We start from the raw sequence: 19,751 nt of genomic DNA, 5'->3' as shown, positions 1-19,751 counted from the left end.
GGAAAACCAAAAAAATATCAACATATTTGTCGATACATGTTGTATAATCTTGCGTGGGAAGCTATCATATAAATGTATAAAACGTTTACTAATATAAGCGAAGGGAAGAATAGCATGTCACATTCAATCGAACAACTTTCTATCAACACGATTCGCACATTATCCATCGATGCGATTGAAAAAGCAAACTCTGGTCACCCAGGAATGCCAATGGGTGCAGCACCAATGGCTTATACATTATGGACTCAATTTATGAAACACAATCCAAATAACCCAACGTGGTTTAACCGTGATCGTTTCGTATTATCTGCAGGTCATGGTTCAATGTTATTATACAGCCTACTTCACCTATCTGGTTATGATGTAACAATGGATGACTTAAAGAACTTCCGTCAATGGGGAAGCAAAACTCCAGGACATCCTGAGTACGGTCATACAGCAGGTGTAGATGCAACTACTGGTCCACTTGGACAAGGTATTGCAACTGCTGTAGGTATGGCAATGGCTGAAAGACATTTAGCTGCTAAATATAACCGTGATGCGTATAATGTAGTAGATCATCATACATACGCTATTTGTGGTGATGGAGATTTAATGGAAGGCGTTTCTGCTGAAGCATCTTCATTAGCTGCTCATTTACAATTAGGTCGTCTTGTTGTGTTATACGATTCAAACGATATTTCATTAGATGGCGATTTAAATCGTTCATTCTCTGAAAGTGTAGAAGATCGTTACAAAGCATACGGATGGCAAGTAATCCGTGTTGAGGATGGAAACGATATTGAAGCTATCGCGAAAGCAATCGAAGAAGCGAAAGCTGACGAAAAACGCCCAACGCTAATTGAAGTAAGAACGACAATTGGTTTCGGTTCTCCAAACAAATCAGGAAAATCAGCTTCACATGGTTCTCCACTTGGTGTAGACGAAACAAAATTAACGAAAGAAGCATACGCTTGGACTGCTGAGCAAGACTTCCATGTAGCAGAAGAAGTATATGACAACTTCCGTAAAACAGTACAAGATGTTGGTGAAACTGCGCAAGCAGCGTGGAATACGATGCTAGGTGAATATGCACAAGCATACCCAGAATTAGCAAACGAACTGCAAGCAGCAATGAATGGTCTTCTTCCAGAAGGTTGGGAGCAAAACTTACCAACTTATGAATTAGGATCAAAAGCAGCAACTCGTAATTCTTCAGGTGCTGTAATTAATGCAATTGCAGAGTCTGTACCATCATTCTTCGGTGGATCTGCTGACCTTGCTGGTTCTAACAAAACATACATGAATAACGAAAAAGACTTTACAAGAGCTGATTACAGCGGTAAAAACATTTGGTACGGTGTACGTGAATTCGCAATGGGTGCAGCAATGAACGGTATTGCACTACATGGTGGTTTAAAAACTTACGGTGGTACATTCTTCGTATTCTCTGACTACTTACGTCCAGCAATTCGTCTTGCGGCATTAATGCAATTGCCAGTAACGTATGTATTTACACACGACAGTATCGCTGTTGGTGAAGATGGTCCAACACATGAACCAGTTGAGCAATTAGCAGCGCTTCGTGCAATGCCAAATGTATCTGTGATTCGTCCAGCTGACGGTAACGAATCTGTTGCGGCTTGGAGATTAGCTTTAGAATCTACAAAAACACCAACTGCTTTAGTATTAACTCGTCAAGACCTTCCAACATTAGAAGGCGCAAAAGACGATACGTATGAAAAAGTAGCAAAAGGTGCCTATGTAGTTTCTGCAAGCAAGAAAGAAACAGCTGATGTAATCTTACTTGCATCTGGATCTGAAGTAAGTCTAGCTATTGAAGCACAAAAAGCTCTAGCAGTAGACGGCGTTGACGCAGCTGTTGTCAGCATGCCATCTATGGATCGCTTTGAAGCTCAAACAGCTGAGTACAAAGAATCTGTATTACCAAAAGCAGTAACAAAACGTTTCGCAATTGAAATGGGTGCTACATTTGGATGGCACCGTTACGTGGGTCTTGATGGAGATGTGTTAGGTATCGATACATTCGGTGCTTCTGCTCCTGGTGAGAAGATTATGGAAGAGTATGGATTTACTGTAGAGAACGTTGTTCGTAAAGTAAAAGAAATGCTTTAATGATTTTAGAAAAATCTCTCCGGCATGGAGAGGTTTTTCTATGTAAATGAGTTTTTTCGACAGAAAAAGTTTTTTATCTCTCCGCAGTCAGACAATCATTGCAAAATTTCTTCTATATAATGAAGGGAAAAGGTTGTCCAGATTGGGAGGCGAAAGATGAAAACGTATGAATTGTATTTAATTCAAGAGGATATTGCGAGAGCTTACTTTGGTCGTGAATATTTGTTTTTTGATTTATTTGCTCGATTTTCAGAATCTGGGTCCCTTTCAGAGAAAAAAGTGTTATATAAACAAATGATGTATATAACGATGCCATTACAAGTAATGAAAATTCATCATAAATTAGAACAAGCTTTGCGTGTTCTTGGTAAATATGATCGAACACATCATACACATACACTTTATACAGGAGCCGAATACGGCGAAATAATGGTGAAACCGCACTATATTCGCATGAATACCTCTGGAAACGTTTCTATGGAAACGACTTTCTTTGAGGTGTTAAGAAAGTGTGAATTAACATTTTTAGCTATGGATTATGAAAATACAAAGTACGGATGGCTGAATCCTCTAAAACAAGTACGAACATATGTGTAAAAAATGTCGAATTGTATCTTGTCTTATTGAAAAGGTTTTAGTACACTGTAAGGTAGACAACATGAAGGAGGAAAATATATGCCGATTTGGTTAGGTATTCTAGTGGGCGTAGTAGCACTAGTAGCAGGCGTGGCGTTAGGATTTTTCATTGCCCGCAAATACATGATGAACTACTTAGAAAAAAATCCACCAATTAATGAACAAATGTTAAAAATGATGATGATGCAAATGGGACAAAAACCTTCCCAAAAGAAAATCAATCAAATGATGAGCGCGATGAGCAAGCAACAAACAAAATAAGCGCTAAAGGGCACTCGATAAGAGTGCCCTTTCCTATTGGATTTTTCGAAGTGTTTAAAACTTTTAAGAATTCAGTATTTTTGGTAAACTGAAAACATCGCTCATTTTAAGGGAGGAGGATAAAAATGAAGGTATTTATTAATTTAGCATGGTTTTTTAAACAAGAAAAACGAGCGTACATAACCGGAATTATTATGTTATTTGGTGTCGCGCTTCTTGAACTCGTAGCCCCGAAAGTACTAGGTATTGTAGTAGATGAAATTAATAATGGAACATTAACATCTGACAAATTGTTGAAGTGGGTTATTCTGTTAGTAGTTGTAGGGGTTACTATGTACATATTACGTTATTTATGGCGTATTATGATCTTTGGGTCTTCATTAAAATTAGCCCGTCAATTACGAAAGAATTTATATGAACATTTTACAAAGATGAGTCCATCTTTTTATCAATCACGTCGTACTGGAGATTTGATGGCGCATGCGACCAATGATATTCAGGCGATTCAACAAACTGCTGGAGCGGGGGTTTTAACGCTTGTTGATTCATTAGCGGTAGGGGGGTGTGTACTCGTAGCGATGGGCTTTACAATTAGTTGGAAGTTAACATTGTTAAGCTTAATTCCAATGCCGATTGTAGCGATTTCGACAAATTATTATGGAACGTTATTACATAAAAGGTTTCATAAAGCGCAGCAAGCGTTTTCGGAAATCAACGATAAAGTACAAGAGAGTATGAGTGGGATGAAGGTAATTCGATCACTTGGACAAGAGAAAGAAGATTTACAAGCATTTCGAAAAAAATCAGAAGATGTCGTACATAAAAATATGTTAGTCGCACGTATTGATTCGTTGTTTGATCCGACAATCTCTCTTATCGTTGGATTTTCTTTTTTAATTGCAGTATGTTACGGGTCAGTATTAGTTGTGAGGGGTGAATTAACTGTAGGTGATCTCGTTACATTTACAACGTATTTAGGTACCCTCGTTTGGCCAATGTTAGCCTTTGGATGGTTGTTCAACATTATGGAGCGTGGGCGTGCTTCGTATGACCGTGTAGAAAAAATTCTCTCGCAAAAATCAGATGTAGTAAATAGAGAAGATGCTGTGCATACAATAGCGAGCGGTGATGTTACATTTGCGGTTGATTCATTTTCATATAAGAAAAATGAATTGTCACAGCTAATAGATGTTCACTTTGATTTGAAGAAGGGTGAAACACTAGGAGTTGTCGGCCGTACAGGTGCGGGGAAAACGACGTTATTAAAATGTTTAATCCGTGAGTATGATCATTTTAATGGTGAATTAAAAGTTGGGGAGCGGGATATTCGTGATGTAACACTTTACGGTGTTCGTTCTGCCATTTCATATGTGCCGCAAGATCATTTTTTATTTTCAGCGAGTATTGGGGAGAATATTGCCTTCGGAAAGGCGGATGCTGCATATAATGAAATTACCCGGGCTGCAGAGATTGCTTGTATTCATAATGACGTCCTCCAATTTTCAGAAGGGTATGAAACAGTAGTAGGAGAAAGAGGCGTTTCGTTATCTGGAGGTCAAAAACAGAGAATTTCTATTGCGCGTGCTTTATTAACAGATGCTGAAATTTTAATTTTGGATGATTGTTTATCAGCAGTAGATGCAAAAACAGAAGAAACGATTTTAAATGCATTAAAGAGGGAAAGAGCAGGAAAAACAACGATTATTACTGCTCATCGTTTAAGTGCAATTCAACATGCCAATCTTATTCTTGTTGTGGATGAGGGTAGAATTGTGCAACGAGGTACACATGAGCAATTAATGGAAGAAAACGGTTGGTATAAAGACATGTATGAGAGCCAACAGTTAGAAGCATTAGTCGAGAAAGGAGGCGTATGATGACTAAGAAGAAGCGGAGTGATTTAAGTAGATTACTTTCTTATATGAAGCCATATAAAGGATTGCTATCTTTAGCATTTATCTTTTTAGTTGGTGCAACTGTCACTGAAATGATGGGGCCTTTTTTAATTAAACAATTTCTTGATGAACACTTAGTACCACGTAACTTTGATCAATCAGCACTTGTTACACTATTTGTAGTGTATCTTATTGCTCATTTATTAAAAGTATTATTTACGTATTTAGACTTATTGTATTTTCAAAATATCGCTTTTAAAATTGTTCAAGATATGCGTGTTGAAGTATATGATCATGTTCAAAAATTGTCATTAAGCTTTTTTGATCGTACGCCGATTGGTACGCTCGTATCGCGCATAACGAATGATACGGAAGCAATTAAAGATTTTTATGTAAGTGTATTGTCCACATTTGTCAAAAATGTAGTCTTTTTAATAGGTATTGTAGTAGCAATGTTTTTATTAAATGTAAAATTAGCTCTATTTTCTCTCGTATTAATTCCGATAATGTTTGCAATTATGGTGCTATATCGTCGGAAAAGTGCAGCCTTTTATTTAGAAGTACGTAATCAATTAAGCGTGTTAAATGCAAAGTTAAATGAGTCCATTCAAGGAATGAATATTGTTCAAGTGTTCAGACAAGAAAAGCGTATGAGAAAAGAGTTTGAAGAAGTGAATAATAAACATTATAGTGCAGGGCGGCGGACGTTAAAGTTAGACGCGTTACTTTTACGTCCAGCAACTGATTTAGTTCATATTGTGGCTATTGCGTTAGTACTTGGTTTATTTGGAATTGATGCTTTGAAGAGTCCTGTTGAAGTAGGAGTTCTATATGCGTTTGTTAATTATATACATCGTTTCTTCCAGCCTGTAAATGAGATGATGATGAAATTATCATTTTTCCAACAGGCACTTGTTTCATCATCACGTGTATTTCATTTAATGGATGAGAAAGATTTAGCACCAGTTCAAAAAGGGGATGGGAATCCTCAAGTCGTTAATGGAGAAATTGAATTTAAAAATGTTACTTTTTCGTATGATGGAAAACGTGATGTTTTAAAAAATGTATCTTTTCACGTGAAACAAGGGCAAACGGTTGCTTTCGTTGGGCACACTGGTAGCGGAAAAAGTACCATTATGAATTTGTTAATGCGATTTTATAATATTAAGTCCGGAAATATTGTAATAGATGGTGTAGATTTAGAGAAATTTGAAGAACAAGAAATTAGAAAGAAAATAGGACTCGTATTGCAAGATGCATTTTTATTTGCGGGAAATGTAAAACAAAATATACGTATGTATAATGAAGAAATTACGGATGAAGAAGTAAAAGAAGCGGCACAATTTGTGCAAGCGAATACGTTTATTGAGAAATTACCAGAGCAGTATGAAACGGAAGTAGTAGAAAGAGGAGCCGCTTTTTCTAGTGGTCAACGACAATTAATTGCCTTTGCTAGAACGATAGCAACGAATCCGAAAGTATTAGTATTGGATGAAGCAACAGCTAATATTGATACAGAAACAGAAGATGCGATCCAAACCGCATTACAGCAAATGCGAAAAGGGAGAACGACTATAGCAATTGCGCACAGATTATCTACAATTCAAGATGCAGATCAAATTTTTGTTATGCATGATGGAGAAATAGTAGAAAGAGGTACACATCAAGAATTACTGAGTGAGCAAGGGTTGTATTATAATATGTATTTGCTTCAAAATAAAGGAAGTTTACAAAAGGCCTTGTAGAATTACAAGGTCTTTTGACTGTGCGCGAAATTTTTACAAAAAATATACGAATAACATAGTATAATGTAGTAGAAATGTGTATGGAAAATAGTAGGGAATGAAATAAAGGAGAAAAAATATGGATTATGTGCTAATAGGTGTAATTTTATTATTATTAGCTGCAGTATTCGTGCTGTTTTATAAAAATAAACAGCTAGAATCAGAGAGTCAGCAAGTAGAATTTGAAAAGAAACAAGCAATTGAAACGTACGAAAATGAAATTGCAGCTACGGTTACAGAACATAAAGAACAACAAAATACATTGAAAAATATGGAACAGAAGAAATACAATGATTTACAAATAAGTGCAGCTAGAGAACTTGAAAATATGCGTATGATGAAAAATCAATTAGCTGTGCAACATAGTAAAGAACGCAGTGAAATGCAAGAAAAACATAGTAACGAAATACACATGTTTCAAGAGTTAATTGCAGATTTGCGAGAGTATACGAAAAGCGGAGCTGAAGTGAGTACACACGAAACATTACAATATATGAAACGTGGTTTCGTAGAGCAAGGCATAATACTAGATAATGAATTTCATATTATGCCGAATGTTTTTATTAGAAATCAGCATGGAGGAAATGATCTTCGAATTCATCATCTCGTCTTAAGTAAAACGGGTATGTATGTACTTGAGACGAAAGAATGGACAGGGAAATTAATTCACGGCTTAACGAAAGAAAATGCTAGTATATATTCATTTATGATTGATGAAATTGGCAATTATCAACAAGAGATGGAGAAAGAAGAGACGTTTGCATACATTACAGGTGAAGATTCATTAACGATACAAGTGAAAAATGAAGGGAATCCAGTATATAGAGCGAAGAAACTATCGCATATTCTATGCAATTGTTTGAAAGAAGTGCAAGTTGATATTGTAAAGGAAAACGTAAAACCGATTGTATATTTTTATAATGAGAGCGGGAAAGAAGTGCTGGATCTTTCTGAAGAAAAAACGCCGAGATTAAAAGATAGAGAGCAAATTGTAACGTTCTTCAGAAATGAGATCTTAACAGGGAAAGTAATATATACAGAGCAAGAGTTAGAAAAACTTCGAGAAATCATTAAACGAATGAATTATATAATGAATTAAAAAGAGGTGGGCTTTCTGAGTGCTATATTAAGGGGGATTTTGTATGTTTACTTTTGTTTGTATGTACTAATGTATATTGCGTTTATTTTTATTATTGATATGGTACATACGTCATTAAGTGTCACGAGCATTTTGGTAGTAGTCATGCCATTTTTTTTATTAGTTATGATTCAAAAGTCTATCTTATATGTTTCTAAAAATCGTAATGAAGAAAAGAAGCAAATGTCGGGAGTGGTAATAGTAGCACTCATTCCATTAATAGTGTGTACTGCACAATTGAGTATGAATACATACACTTCAAAGTTTAATCAAGATCGGTGGTTACATGCCGAAGAGAAACGGGTACATATGGTAGATAATCTAATACAAAAATATAAATTAACAGGAAAATCAAATGAAGAAATTACAAAATTATTAGGAACGCCTACTGAAACGAGAAATGGAGAAGACGGGGTTATCACTTCGTACTATCTGGGAACTGAACGTGGCTTTATTCCTATAGATAGTGAACATCTTGTTTTACAATTTGATAGAGATGGTAAAGTTATGGAATATAAGGTGCAAAGAGATTAAAGAACCGTAGAGAAGCTATATATTATAGCTTCTTTTTTATATTCCAATATAGTAAATGTAGGCAAATAGTAGTGATTCCTATCTATACGAATTGGGATGAGTCTGTTATATTGTAAATGGTTATGTTACTTAATAGTTTACTAGACAACCTATATTTTGGTTAAGGAGGGGGAATTTAACACGAATTTAATTACGGCGTGTTAAGTATTATGATGAAAAAAAGATTTTATAATGTTTTAGCTGCATCGATTGTATTTGGTACGGTAACGATTCCAAATTATTCCTATGCTAATGAGCTTGAAAAAACAGTAGCAGTTTCAACTGATGAACAAGCTTTAAAAAGTATTGAAAACCATATGAAGGATGAAGATGGTCGTGGAGAGGACAAGGGAGTAATAAATGAAGTACAAGGTGAGTTTCTGGTACATATAGTGAAAGAAGTACCTTTATACGATTCTAGTAATTTTCAAAAAGAGACAGGGGTTCACATTTCGAACCAAGTTGTAAAAGCTGAGAAGAGAAAAGGAAACGCTTACTATGTTCGAACTTCATCTGGAACTGGGTGGATAGAAAATAGTGAGGGCAATGTAGAAATTAAAGAAATTCACCCTTTATCAAATGAAAAGTTGATTATTAATGAAGAAACCTCTACTTACTCTGAACCATTTACTTCATACAAAGAAGGGAATGTATTGAAGCCACAAACTATCCAAGTAATTGGGCAGGCTGGAGAATGGTTCCAAGTAAAAATAAATAATGAGATGAAATGGATTTATTCACCTTCAGCAAAATTTGAAGGAACAAAGGCTTCGCTTATTCAAGAGATGGCACCAACACGTACAAAACGTGCAGCAGTTATGTATGCTGCACCAATAGAAGAGAAAACAACGGATATTTATGGTGTAACTTTAAAAGAAATGATTGTGCCGAAAGGAAATGAAAATATTCGTCCAGGTTATGCGATGAAGCCAAAATATATTACGATTCATGAGACAGATAATTACAGTGTTGGGGCAAATGCTAGAAATCATGCATTATATTTATATAACCAAGCAACGGGAACGGAAGATCGTTCAGCGTCTTGGCACTTTACGGTAGACGATAAAGAGATTTATCAACACCTTCCATTAAACGAAAATGCTTGGCATGCCGGAGATGGAGCAGAAGGAACTGGAAATCGAGAATCCATTGCGATTGAAATTGCTGTAAACGAAGATGGTGATTATAATAAAGCTGTTGAAAATGCTCGCAAATTAGCAGCTTATTTAATGGGAGAATTACATATTCCTATAGAAAATGTGAAGAAGCATCAATTTTGGAGTGGTAAAAATTGCCCAGCCATTATGATTAAAAACAATGCGTGGGAACCATTTTTACAAGGAACAAAAGCTTATTATGATGCGAACCATAAAGATGATATAACAGGCGGTTGGTACGAAGCAGACATTCGTGAATTAGATAAACGTGGCATTATGGTTGGAGACGGGAAAGGTTCTTATTGGCCAGAGCGTCTCGTAACGCGTGGTGAATTTGCAAATTTCATTTCAAGATCATTGCAGTTACCTGAAGGGTCATCGAATTTTAATGATTTAAATACAGCACATCCATCGCTAATAGACGGTATTAATCGTGCAGCAAGTGCCGGGATAATAAGTGGTCGAGGAAATGGGACATTTGCTCCAAATGATACGATTAAACGAGATGAAGCTGTTATCATGATTGACCGTGCACTGCAATATAAAAAAATTAAAGGTAACTTAGTTCCGTTACCATTCTCGGATCAAGATTTAGCATATGATAAACAAGCTGTACAACGTGTTTATGGATTAGGTATTGTAAAAGGAAATGAAAATAATGAATTTATGCCGAAAGGTTCTGCAACGCGTGGAGAATCGGCAGCATTTATTAATAGAATGTTAAAAGTAATAGAAAGTAAATAATGAAAAAGCATTCGCGATTGCGAGTGCTTTTTTATTTTTCAATACGTTACGGAAGGGAGAGAAGAGTTTTAGGGGGAATAAGGAATGAAAGCGGAGGTGATGCATATATATAGATGCATTGGGTTATTTTTACCGTGCATAAACGGGTAGCCCGATTATAATCCGTGCGGAGTGGAACGAAGCTCTACTGATTACAGTTTTACTATATCATATTGTATAAATGAAAAGGAGGTAAGACGGTGAAAGCTATACCGACTGATGTCCTAAGTAAAGAATTGATGGAAAGAGAAGGGGTTATATCTATTACAGTAAAGGAATTTGAAAAGATAGAAGTAGCTGGAGTAGTAGTCGCTGGTCCTGCGGTAATTTTGATTAATCAAGACTAAGTACATAGCATCAATTTAGAAAAATATGAAAAGCATCCGCCCAGGGTGCTTTTTATTTGTATGGCTTTGAAGTGTTCACCAATTATGACACCTATGCTATTGATGGAATAAAAATAATATAGCAAACTAATATGTTTTACGAATGAATTATGTAAGTAATTCATATTTCCCATATAAAAGGATTTGTTTTAATATAATGAGTGTAAAGTTCGAGTATTCGAAGTGCTACTTGAATTATATCCCTATCCCTTTTCTAAAAATGCGAACAAGTTTTGCCCTATTCTATTCAATAATTAATTGCATAGAAATATATTGTTCGATGACCATTATGGAACGTACATAATGGGAAAATCCCGATCCTTAAAGAGGATGCCCCTAATCTTCATGTGAAAATATGATCGGATATGAAAGCTGACCAATTTATGGTCAGCTTTCTTTTTGTTCAAAAACTATTTCTTCTTTAATTTCTGTTTGTAATAATAAAGCTTTTCCGAAACGACGTTTACATTCCGCACGCACTTTTTCAATGGCTAGTAGCTGAGTAGTGGCGGGAACTGTTACGATAGCTTGGCGAGGTTTTCGATTTTCTTCACAAAAGACACATTCCACAACATATTTAGAAATCATATTTTCATCCTTCCGTTTTTAATTTCTAAGAAGGGATTGTCTATGAAGTTGATGTAAGTTTTCGTCATCGTTTTCCTTTTTTCCTCTTTTTTCAAGGGGAAAATAAAGAAGAAGACGAATAGTAGTAGGGGAGGGATGTATATGGAAAGATGGATAGGTTGTGCAGCAGTATGTGTAAATGAAAAAAATGAAGTTTTAATGGTGTTGCAAGGGCAAAAGGGTGAAGAAAAAAGGTGGTCTGTTCCAAGTGGCGAGCTTGAAAAGGGAGAAACACTAGAAGAATGTTGTATTCGAGAAGTTTGGGAAGAAACAGGTTACGATGTGGAAGTTGTAAATAAAATATACGAAAAAGAGGGTATTACATACGGATTTCCTGTATACGTTCATTATTATGTCGTTAAAAAAATTGGCGGTAGTATGAAAATCCAAGATCCTGATGAATTAATACATGAAATTGCTTGGAAGAAGATAGATGAAATGAAGGAATTAACGCTATCTTTCCCGGAGGATTATGAGATTTTAAATAAATATATAAATAAAAAAGCGAGTGTTTAAACACTTGCTTTTTCAATGTATCCACGATAAGAAAAGCGGTACGATAACTAAACTAGCTCCTGCTGTTAAAAGCATAGATAAACTTGCAATCGTTCCTTCTACAGGGCCGATTTCGAATGCTTTTGATGTACCGGTACCATTTGCGCTCGTGCCCAACATAATGCCTTTTGCGAGTGCTGTTTTAATACGACATATGCGTATGAGAGAAGGACCGAGCAATGCCCCTGTTAACGCAGTTAAAACAACAAATACTGCTGTTAATTGTGACATACCACCGATCATTTCTGAAATGGCCATTGCAATTGGTGTCGTTACAATATGAGGTGCTAAACTATGTTCTAACGATGAATCAATTTGAAAATAATTTGCTAGTAGTGCTGAAGTAATAACTGATAAAAATGAACCGACAATGACATTAAGTAAAATAGCTATTCCATGTTTCTTAAGTAAATCAAAGTATTTATAGATTGGCCATGCAAAAGCAACTGTTGCAGGCTTTAATAATTCTGTTAACCATTGACCGCCTGTTTCATATGTTTCATAAGGTGTGTCTAGTCCGAGTAATACAGCAATTAAAATAACAGGACAGACGAGAAGGGGAGAAAGTAAGCTCCAATTCCAGCGTTGATACATTTTTTTCGATATCCAATATGTGAATAGTGTTAATAGCAAACAAAGAAAGCCGATCATTGTGTTGATCCTTTCCGCTTTAGTAGCAATTCTGTTAAGAGTCCTGTAACGAGAGTGACACAAAGTGTACTAATCATAATAATTAAGATGAGATCGATTCCATATTGTGATAGTGTATCTTTGTAGCGTATGACAGCGACTGCAGAAGGAATGAAAAATAAAATAAGTTCTTTTAATAAAAAGTCTGCTCCGTCCTGTATCCACTCTTTTTTCACTAGGTTAAATTTTAACGATATTAATAATAAGAAAATACCGATTATACTTCCTGGAACTGGGAGGTGTGCCTGTTTTGCAATCCATTCGCCTGTCCAAGCGAAACAAAATAATAATAAAATTTGTCCGCTTAATTTCCACAATTTCATACAGTAACCACCTCTTTCTTTTTTTACATAAAAATTGTAAAAAAGAATTAACAATTTCTACTATACGTTCATTCGAAAAATTTGTCTAATATATAAATTATATGTTATTAATATATTAGATGTATTAATTGAAAGTGAAAAGGGTGTCCAAAATGGAATTACGGCATTTGCAATATTTTGTTGTAGTGGCAGAGGAGTTACACTTTGGACGAGCAGCTGCTCGTTTACAAATGACACAACCACCGCTTAGTCAACAAATTCAGCAATTAGAAAAAGAAATGGGAGTTATGTTATTTTCAAGAACGAAGAGAAAGGTTGAATTAACAGAAGCTGGAGAAATGTTTTTAAAAGAAGTAAAAAAAGCGTTCGAACAAATTGAAAAAGCAGTAGAAATCGCACAAAGTGCCCAAAGGGGAGAAGTGGGCTCTCTTTCAATTGGTTTTGTAGGTGCGGCGATATATGATATTTTACCATCTATCGTAAGGGAGTATAGAAAGAAATTTCCGAGAGTGTCTGTTGCACTACATGAACTGTCAACACCAGATCAGGTGCATGCACTTCACGATAACCGTATTGATATTGGTTTTTTACGTCCGCCAATTCCAACACAATTACTAGAATTAGAACCAATTCAAAGGCTTTCTTGTACGTTATGTTTACCGAAGGCACATCCACTTGCTGAAAAGGATGAAATACATATTGAAGATTTAAGAGACGAACCGTTTGTATTTATTACAAGGCCCGTATGGCCAGCGTTATACGATACAATTTTATCACTTTGCCGTGATGTAGGGTTTAGTCCACACATTGTACAAGAAGCGACGGAATATCAAACAGTTATGGGGCTTGTAGCGGCGGGAATTGGAATTACGGTAATACCTGTATCGGCGAATAAATTGTATAAAACAGAAGTCGTATATAAAGAGTTATATGATTCTAATTTTGTTGCAGAAATGTCAGTAGCTTACAAAAAAATGAATACAAATCCAGAACTTTTAGAGTTTTTAAAAATCGCAAGAGAGAAGAAAAGAATCGAAGTTGAGGATGATATTGATTAATTTATTTAAAAGTACACCTCATTAAACACTAAAGCGGAAATGCAATCCTATTGCATTTCCGCTTTAGTGTTCTTTTTTTAGTTCTATACTAAAGAGATAAAAATGTTCATTTTCTTGTAATAGTTGGTCAATAGTGTTTTTTTCCTCAAGCAGTGGCACTTTTACGGTTTCATTATTCGTTTTTATAATAGCCGTTAAAGTCGTTTTTTGATTGTATGTTAAGTTAATAGCAGATTGAATAGTAGTAGATGCAGAGCTAGTTACGACCGATGGTGTTTCTTCAGGAGAGAGCATGGAACTACCTTCAATATTAACATACCAATGTTTTTGCGTTTGTGCATCTTTATCGAGTTGGGATTGAGGTGGTAAAAAAGAAAGCTTTACTTTCTTTTCTGGAAAATGTGATGAAGCGATGTTGGCAATCTCTTTCACTTTTTTTCCATTTTGATAATAATCAATCGTAGCATGTATTTCATCTTTTTCATTTTTTAATGTAACGTTATAAAACATTCTATTTCCTTCTCCTATAGGAGTCATTTGTAGAATATCAGATTGTTCTTTTGTTAACTTATATGGTTTAACAGAGGCTACTTCATTATCTTTTAGTGGGCTACAACTAGTGAGGAATAATAACAAAATTGCTAGTAATTTTATACGCATGTAATACCCCCTTTTTTTAAAATTATATTCTAAATATGATTTTTTCCCCATTTTATTTTCTAGGACTAAAGACTTAGAAACAATTCAGATTGTAGTGCGATGTTTAAAATGTCATATTTTTATACACTAGTAGTATAGAATGAGTTTGTTATGAAGTAAGGTAGGGGAAGAACATATGTCTTTATGTCAGTTAGTGAGAAAAAATATAAGAACATTTGCTGCCAAAAGGATGAAGCAATTTATGTGGATTGCCATGAGTACTATGGTTTTGTTTTTTATGATATCGCTCCAATTTAATAAAGGGGCTATTGGGGAATTAGGGGCTACACTTTTATTTCAAATGTGTTTTTACACGCTGTTTCTTATATTCATTTTTATATGTATTTTTACTACATATAAAATAATGTTTTCTCTTCTGCAAGTGAGGAAAGAGGAAATTAAATCTTATGTAGCAGAGAATAGGAACGTACTATGTGTATTATGCCAGGAGCAATTATTCATTTATGGCACAGCGTTTGTTTTTGGATTAGTTAATGGGATGTTATTTTTGAAATTATTTACGATTATCTTTATGAAAATAGTAGGAATACAAGGAATAAATAGTGCACCAATTACAATATATGCAATAGTAGTTGTTAGTATAATTATGGTTGTTATCGTCCTATTATCGATGGTGCAATGTTTTCGATTTGTTCAAAGTTTACAGGATAAAAATTCGTTTCATTTCAAGGGAAAAGCATGAGAAATCATGCTTTTTTCTATTTTACACAGAAAAATAATCATGTTACAGTGTAAAGACCTGACAAAGAATGGGAAGGAAAGGTTGTATAGAATGACAAATGAACAATCAATTGTAAAGGTTGAGCGGTTAACGAAGCGAATCGGTTCAAAGACACTTGTAGAAAATATTAGTTTCGAAGTTAAAAAAGGTGAAGTAGTTGGTTTGCTTGGACCAAATGGTGCTGGAAAAACGACTTTAATGAGAATGATGGTCGGCATGATTCGTATGACAGAGGGCGAAGTTTGGATTGATGGTCAATCTGTAAAACAGCAATTTGAAAGTACTGCTTCGAAAATTGGAGCAGTAATTGAGACGCCGGAATTTTATCCTTTCTTGAGTGGCTATGAAAATTTAACATATTTCGGACGAATGAATGGTAACGTGACAGAAGAACGTATCGATGAAGTAGTGAAATTGTTAGGAATGGGACAAGTAATTGATCGTAAAGTAAAAGCATATTCACTCGGCATGAGACAACGTTTAGGTATAGCTCAAGCGCTTATACATGATCCAGATGTATTAATATTAGATGAACCAACGAATGGATTAGACCCTAGTGGAATACATGAAATGAGAATGTACATAAAGAAAATTGCGCATGAACAAGGAAAAGCGGTACTTGTATCTAGTCACTTACTTTCAGAAGTTGAATTAATGTGTGACAGAGTTATCATTATTCAGCACGGAGAATATGTCGCGACGCAAAATATTCAGCATAATCAAAGTGAAGAGATGGAGACAATCCGTATACGTGTAGATGATGCGAATAAAGCAGCAGAAATGTTAGAACAAGATGTTTTAATAAAAGGTAATGATCTACTTATTACCGTAAAAGATGAAGAAATCCCAAATGTTATTCGTACATTGCTTGAGAAAAACATTCAAGTGTATCGTGTATATGAAGAAAGAAAAACGTTAGAAGAGCAATTTTTAGAATTAACAGGGGGAAAAGATATTGTTTAATTTAGTGTATAACGAACTGTATAAAATATTTAAGCGAAAGCGAACGATTATTCCATTTGCAGTTATTGCAGTATTAATAATCGGATTAGGATGGGTTACGGTAAAGTATTTGGAACCGGAAACAAAAGGATGGAAAGCGGATTATACAGAAAGAACTGTAGAAATTGAGAAAAAGCTAGGCATGAAAAAAGAAGCTATTTTAGCAGAACGATCTGGGGACGAGCTTGTAAAGGAATATCAGCTTAAGATGAAGCATTTAGATACAGATACAGCACCGGCAAGTAGTTCCCCACTTTCTTTCATGAGAGATACAGGTTTTATCGTATTTCCAATATTGCTCCCGTTTATCCTCGTGTATGCAAGTACAATTTTTGCAAATGAATATAGCTGGGGAACATATAAATTTTTAACGATACGACCAGCAAGTCGATTTAAAATTTTGACAGCTAAATTTTTAGCAATCGTGATATTTGCAGCACTATTGTTTATATTTAATATGATTTTCTCCACATTATGTGGACTTGTTATTTATAAATTCCAGCAGCCTGCATGGAGCGAGTTTATTTTCCAAGACGGAAATATTATAAAACAAAATATTTTTGTAGAAGCTAGTAAGTATTATATTTTATCGTGGTTGCCGACTATTGTGTACGCAGCGTTTGCCTTTATGATTTCTGTGTTAACAAGATCTAGCGGAGGCGCGATTGGTATTTCACTATTTCTTGCTTTATCTGGAAACATTGCATTACTAGCAGCAACTAGATATGATTGGGCGAAATATTTATTGCCAGCAAACACAGATTTATACAGTATTGCAAAGAATGGAAGTTTTATTGATGGGGTAACGTTCCCGTTTGCTTCATGTATGTTATTACTGTATTTATTTGTATTTTTAAGCATTTCCTATACCGTATTTTTAAAACGTGATTTAACTTAATAAAAAGGAGCCGTTAAGTATTCTTAACGGCTCCTTTTTTATGCAAATTGTTTGAGTGCTTTTTCTGCTAGTAAAGCGAAATACTCTGCACTTATCGGTAATGCTCGCTCGTCTACTGTAAAAGCTGGATGATGCCATTCATGTGTGCCACCCGTTCCCATAAAGACGAATGAACCAGGTATTTCTTGTTGATAAAAAGAAAAATCTTCTCCGGCCATTGACGGGGTAGGAGAGATGATATTTAAATTCATCTTTTCGGCAACTTGGGTGGATAAGTTTGTTAGAGATGTATCGTTATGAACAGCAGGAGGACCTGCATAAAAACGAAATTCTGTTTTTACACCTAATGCATCAGAAACCCCTTGAATAATACGTTTCATTAGTGCAGGGATTTTTTCACGTGTTTCAGTTTGGAATGTACGTACAGTACCTTCCAGCGTTGCTTTTTCAGGAATAACGTTCCACGTATTTCCTGAATGGATGTTTGTGACACTGACGACGGCATTATGTGAAGAACTTATATTTCGGCTTACAATTGTTTGGAGTGCCATCACAATTTGAGAAGACGCGACAATAGGGTCTACTCCAGCATCTGGTACAGCTGCATGTGTACCAACTCCGTGAATTTCAATTTCAAAGCGATCAACCCCGGCCATGAGTGGACCATCTTTAATACCGATTGTACCGACTGGTAAATCAGGTTTATTATGCATACCGAAAATAGCTTGAACGCCATGTAAATGCCCGGCTTCAATGACTTTGCAAGCACCATTGCTACTTTCTTCAGCTGGCTGGAATATAAAGCGTACCGTTCCGCTAAGAGAAGATTCCTTTTCCTTTAATAAATAAGCGGCACCTATAATAGCAGCTGTATGAAAATCATGACCGCAAGCATGCATCCTGCCGTGAATTTTGGAAGCGTACGGCAAATTTGTTTCTTCTTGAATAGGAAGGGCATCAATATCAGCACGGATTGCTATAATCGGTCCGCTATTATTCCCAGAAATTTCAGCAATAACGCCAGTTTCTAAACTAGAATTTATAATCGTAATGTGTTTCTCTTCTAACCAATTTTTTATAGCTTTCGTCGTTGCAAATTCTTCGTATGATAATTCTGGATGCTCATGCAAATTTCGACGAATAGAAATTAGTGCCTCAGTTAATTGCTCTCGATTTGCTGCCACTTATCATGCCCTCTTTCTTAAATAAAGTATTTACATTAAGTATACAATAAGAAAAGAGAGGATTCTCAAATGAAAATCCTCTCCCGTTTTATGCTGCCAATTTTTTGTGTGTATGATGTTTACGATAACGTCCACGCATTGCATAGGCAATTTGCGGGATTGCAATACCGATTAAAATAAGTGATACACCGATCCATTGTGAAGATAGCACAGCTTCTTTTAAAACGAACACAGACATAATTGTTGTAACTGGTAGTTCTGCTGCACCAAGAATAGTCGCTAAGCCAGAACCGATCTTTGGAATACCGATTGTAAAGGCGATAGAAGGAATAACGATACTAAATGTTCCTAATCCTAAACCGTATTTCCAAAGTCCTTCAGAAATTGCACCGCTAAAAATAAATGTTGGCGGGAATACGATCATTACTAAAGTTAAAGCACCAGTCATTAAGAGAACACCGCGCGGTAATGAAGGTACTTCAACAGCAACTTTTCCGCTCACGAAAATGTATGTTGCGAATGTAACAGCAGATAATAAACCTAGTATGATTCCAGTCATATCGAAATCACCTGCTGATTTCTCTAGTAAACCACTTGATAAAAATGTACCTGCAAGTAAGAAAATAACGGAAATAACCTTTTCTCTTGAAGGGAATGTTTTTGTTGCGACTGCTTCAATAATAATTCCAACCCAAACGAATTGGAATAAAAGTATAATTGCAATAGAGGCTGGTACAGTTTTTAATGAACCATAATAAAAAATTCCAGTAAAACTTGCAGATGTACCTGCAACGAATAAAATTAACGCTTGTTTTAATGGAACACGATGTCTAGAAAATAGAAGTGTAATAGCAAGCAAAATAATCCAACCGAACAAATATTGGCTGCCAATTACCTCTCCAAGTGAAAATCCTTCTGCATAGGCAAGTTTAACGAAAATAGCTAAAATCCCATAGCTACACGCTCCTAATAAAACTAAAAGAGAATAACGAAGCATGAAAAATTCCTCCCATCTATATGAAATTGTTCCGTAACGGACATATATAACTAGAGGGAAGTATACAAAATTAAAAATGAAGGGTCAAATAAAAGAAAAGTGTGACATTTTATAGAATAATAATAAAAGTATGATATTTATGCATAATCTTGAAATTAGTAATAATAGAAGTATTATAAAATCAGCTTCATATTGTATAAAGACAGCATTTGAAAAAATATTTTTTAAGCAATATGTATGTAGACGTA

Annotated in this window: 20 protein-coding genes; 14 read left to right on the top strand and 6 right to left on the bottom strand. The window is 35.3% G+C overall.

Annotated features, from left to right (window positions below; translation table 11 throughout):
* The first annotated feature begins 114 nt into the window (after window positions 1–114).
* The 9 genes from tkt (at window position 115) to F8162_RS06185 (ending at window position 10,689) form a co-directional block, all read left to right on the top strand.
* Window positions 115–2,115, top strand: a complete 2,001-nt coding sequence (tkt, locus tag F8162_RS06225; RefSeq protein WP_088093365.1) for a transketolase — start codon at window positions 115–117, stop codon at window positions 2,113–2,115.
* 156 nt (window positions 2,116–2,271) lie between these two features.
* Complete coding sequence (gene sirA, locus F8162_RS06220) at window positions 2,272–2,712, top strand: sporulation inhibitor of replication protein SirA (protein WP_088093366.1); 441 nt, start codon at window positions 2,272–2,274, stop codon at window positions 2,710–2,712.
* A gap of 78 nt (window positions 2,713–2,790) precedes the next feature.
* A complete protein-coding gene (locus tag F8162_RS06215) occupies window positions 2,791–3,012 on the top strand; it encodes a YneF family protein (protein WP_001123316.1) in 222 nt (73 codons plus the stop codon).
* 125 nt (window positions 3,013–3,137) lie between these two features.
* On the top strand, window positions 3,138–4,889 hold the full coding sequence (locus tag F8162_RS06210; RefSeq protein ID WP_151634073.1) for an ABC transporter transmembrane domain-containing protein: 1,752 nt from the start codon (window positions 3,138–3,140) through the stop codon (window positions 4,887–4,889).
* The gene (locus F8162_RS06205; protein ID WP_151634075.1) at window positions 4,889–6,652 is read left to right on the top strand and encodes an ABC transporter ATP-binding protein; all 1,764 of its coding nucleotides are present in this window, start codon (window positions 4,889–4,891) and stop codon (window positions 6,650–6,652) included. The genes F8162_RS06210 and F8162_RS06205 overlap by 1 nt, the downstream gene beginning before the upstream one ends.
* 118 nt (window positions 6,653–6,770) lie before the next feature.
* On the top strand, window positions 6,771–7,790 hold the full coding sequence (locus tag F8162_RS06200) for a nuclease-related domain-containing protein (RefSeq protein WP_151634077.1): 1,020 nt from the start codon (window positions 6,771–6,773) through the stop codon (window positions 7,788–7,790).
* Between the two features lie 6 nt (window positions 7,791–7,796).
* The gene (locus F8162_RS06195) at window positions 7,797–8,363 is read left to right on the top strand and encodes a hypothetical protein (protein ID WP_192797603.1); all 567 of its coding nucleotides are present in this window, start codon (window positions 7,797–7,799) and stop codon (window positions 8,361–8,363) included.
* Window positions 8,364–8,575: 212 nt separating this feature from the next.
* On the top strand, window positions 8,576–10,303 hold the full coding sequence (locus F8162_RS06190) for an S-layer homology domain-containing protein (protein WP_151635390.1): 1,728 nt from the start codon (window positions 8,576–8,578) through the stop codon (window positions 10,301–10,303).
* Window positions 10,304–10,542: 239 nt separating this feature from the next.
* Window positions 10,543–10,689, top strand: coding sequence for a BC1881 family protein (locus F8162_RS06185; RefSeq protein WP_000644411.1), 147 nt, complete (start codon window positions 10,543–10,545; stop codon window positions 10,687–10,689).
* A 426-nt stretch (window positions 10,690–11,115) separates the two neighbouring features.
* On the opposite strand, the gene F8162_RS06180 is transcribed toward F8162_RS06185, so the two are convergent.
* Window positions 11,116–11,316, bottom strand: coding sequence for a DUF3903 domain-containing protein (locus tag F8162_RS06180; protein ID WP_000624205.1), 201 nt, complete (start codon window positions 11,314–11,316; stop codon window positions 11,116–11,118).
* Window positions 11,317–11,457: 141 nt separating this feature from the next.
* Between F8162_RS06180 and F8162_RS06175 the strand changes: the two genes are divergently transcribed.
* The gene (locus F8162_RS06175; protein WP_151634081.1) at window positions 11,458–11,871 is read left to right on the top strand and encodes an NUDIX hydrolase; all 414 of its coding nucleotides are present in this window, start codon (window positions 11,458–11,460) and stop codon (window positions 11,869–11,871) included.
* Between the two features lie 12 nt (window positions 11,872–11,883).
* On the opposite strand, the gene F8162_RS06170 is transcribed toward F8162_RS06175, so the two are convergent.
* Both F8162_RS06170 and F8162_RS06165 read right to left on the bottom strand, forming a co-directional pair.
* Window positions 11,884–12,561 carry an LrgB family protein gene (locus tag F8162_RS06170; RefSeq protein ID WP_151634083.1) on the bottom strand — a complete coding sequence of 226 codons (678 nt, stop codon included), beginning with the start codon at window positions 12,559–12,561 and terminating at the stop codon, window positions 11,884–11,886.
* Window positions 12,558–12,923: a CidA/LrgA family holin-like protein gene (locus F8162_RS06165; RefSeq protein WP_151634085.1), complete on the bottom strand. Its 366-nt coding sequence runs from the start codon at window positions 12,921–12,923 to the stop codon at window positions 12,558–12,560. Before F8162_RS06165 ends, F8162_RS06170 begins: the two co-directional genes overlap by 4 nt.
* Window positions 12,924–13,075: 152 nt before the next feature.
* Here F8162_RS06165 and alsR point away from each other — a divergent pair, with 152 nt between their 5' ends.
* A complete protein-coding gene (alsR, locus tag F8162_RS06160; RefSeq protein ID WP_151634087.1) occupies window positions 13,076–13,981 on the top strand; it encodes an acetoin biosynthesis transcriptional regulator AlsR in 906 nt (301 codons plus the stop codon).
* 63 nt (window positions 13,982–14,044) lie between these two features.
* On the opposite strand, the gene F8162_RS06155 is transcribed toward alsR, so the two are convergent.
* Window positions 14,045–14,641 carry a histidine kinase gene (locus tag F8162_RS06155; RefSeq protein ID WP_151634089.1) on the bottom strand — a complete coding sequence of 199 codons (597 nt, stop codon included), beginning with the start codon at window positions 14,639–14,641 and terminating at the stop codon, window positions 14,045–14,047.
* Between the two features lie 175 nt (window positions 14,642–14,816).
* Here F8162_RS06155 and F8162_RS06150 point away from each other — a divergent pair, with 175 nt between their 5' ends.
* The 3 genes from F8162_RS06150 to F8162_RS06140 all read left to right on the top strand — a co-directional run bounded on the left by F8162_RS06150 (window position 14,817) and on the right by F8162_RS06140 (window position 17,322).
* A complete protein-coding gene (locus F8162_RS06150) occupies window positions 14,817–15,383 on the top strand; it encodes an ABC transporter permease (RefSeq protein ID WP_151634090.1) in 567 nt (188 codons plus the stop codon).
* A 90-nt stretch (window positions 15,384–15,473) separates the two neighbouring features.
* Window positions 15,474–16,385, top strand: coding sequence for an ATP-binding cassette domain-containing protein (locus F8162_RS06145; RefSeq protein WP_151634092.1), 912 nt, complete (start codon window positions 15,474–15,476; stop codon window positions 16,383–16,385).
* The gene (locus F8162_RS06140) at window positions 16,378–17,322 is read left to right on the top strand and encodes an ABC transporter permease (protein ID WP_151634095.1); all 945 of its coding nucleotides are present in this window, start codon (window positions 16,378–16,380) and stop codon (window positions 17,320–17,322) included. Before F8162_RS06145 ends, F8162_RS06140 begins: the two co-directional genes overlap by 8 nt.
* Before the next feature lie 38 nt (window positions 17,323–17,360).
* Here the strand turns inward: F8162_RS06140 and F8162_RS06135 are convergent, their stop codons facing one another.
* Both F8162_RS06135 and F8162_RS06130 read right to left on the bottom strand, forming a co-directional pair.
* A complete protein-coding gene (locus F8162_RS06135; protein WP_151634097.1) occupies window positions 17,361–18,506 on the bottom strand; it encodes a M20 peptidase aminoacylase family protein in 1,146 nt (381 codons plus the stop codon).
* A gap of 88 nt (window positions 18,507–18,594) precedes the next feature.
* Window positions 18,595–19,503: an EamA family transporter gene (locus F8162_RS06130; RefSeq protein WP_151634099.1), complete on the bottom strand. Its 909-nt coding sequence runs from the start codon at window positions 19,501–19,503 to the stop codon at window positions 18,595–18,597.
* Between the last annotated feature and the right edge of the window lie 248 nt (window positions 19,504–19,751).

The organism is Bacillus sp. CH140a_4T (assembly GCF_008923725.1).
Lineage (GTDB): Bacteria > Bacillota > Bacilli > Bacillales > Bacillaceae_G > Bacillus_A.
Note: the sequence above shows the minus strand (reverse complement) of the source record. Positions and strands in the feature narration are given on the sequence as shown.

Coding starts and splice junctions, on each gene's coding strand:
- alsR (WP_151634087.1), top strand. CDS start 13,076: ATGGAATTACGGCATTTGCAATATTTTGTTGTAGTGGCAGAGGAGTTA.
- F8162_RS06170 (WP_151634083.1), bottom strand. CDS start 12,561: ATGATCGGCTTTCTTTGTTTGCTATTAACACTATTCACATATTGGATA.
- F8162_RS06130 (WP_151634099.1), bottom strand. CDS start 19,503: ATGCTTCGTTATTCTCTTTTAGTTTTATTAGGAGCGTGTAGCTATGGG.
- F8162_RS06210 (WP_151634073.1), top strand. CDS start 3,138: ATGAAGGTATTTATTAATTTAGCATGGTTTTTTAAACAAGAAAAACGA.
- tkt (WP_088093365.1), top strand. CDS start 115: ATGTCACATTCAATCGAACAACTTTCTATCAACACGATTCGCACATTA.
- F8162_RS06175 (WP_151634081.1), top strand. CDS start 11,458: ATGGAAAGATGGATAGGTTGTGCAGCAGTATGTGTAAATGAAAAAAAT.
- F8162_RS06155 (WP_151634089.1), bottom strand. CDS start 14,641: ATGCGTATAAAATTACTAGCAATTTTGTTATTATTCCTCACTAGTTGT.
- F8162_RS06215 (WP_001123316.1), top strand. CDS start 2,791: ATGCCGATTTGGTTAGGTATTCTAGTGGGCGTAGTAGCACTAGTAGCA.
- F8162_RS06145 (WP_151634092.1), top strand. CDS start 15,474: ATGACAAATGAACAATCAATTGTAAAGGTTGAGCGGTTAACGAAGCGA.
- F8162_RS06205 (WP_151634075.1), top strand. CDS start 4,889: ATGACTAAGAAGAAGCGGAGTGATTTAAGTAGATTACTTTCTTATATG.
- F8162_RS06200 (WP_151634077.1), top strand. CDS start 6,771: ATGGATTATGTGCTAATAGGTGTAATTTTATTATTATTAGCTGCAGTA.
- F8162_RS06150 (WP_151634090.1), top strand. CDS start 14,817: ATGTCTTTATGTCAGTTAGTGAGAAAAAATATAAGAACATTTGCTGCC.
- sirA (WP_088093366.1), top strand. CDS start 2,272: ATGAAAACGTATGAATTGTATTTAATTCAAGAGGATATTGCGAGAGCT.
- F8162_RS06180 (WP_000624205.1), bottom strand. CDS start 11,316: ATGATTTCTAAATATGTTGTGGAATGTGTCTTTTGTGAAGAAAATCGA.
- F8162_RS06190 (WP_151635390.1), top strand. CDS start 8,576: ATGAAAAAAAGATTTTATAATGTTTTAGCTGCATCGATTGTATTTGGT.
- F8162_RS06165 (WP_151634085.1), bottom strand. CDS start 12,923: ATGAAATTGTGGAAATTAAGCGGACAAATTTTATTATTATTTTGTTTC.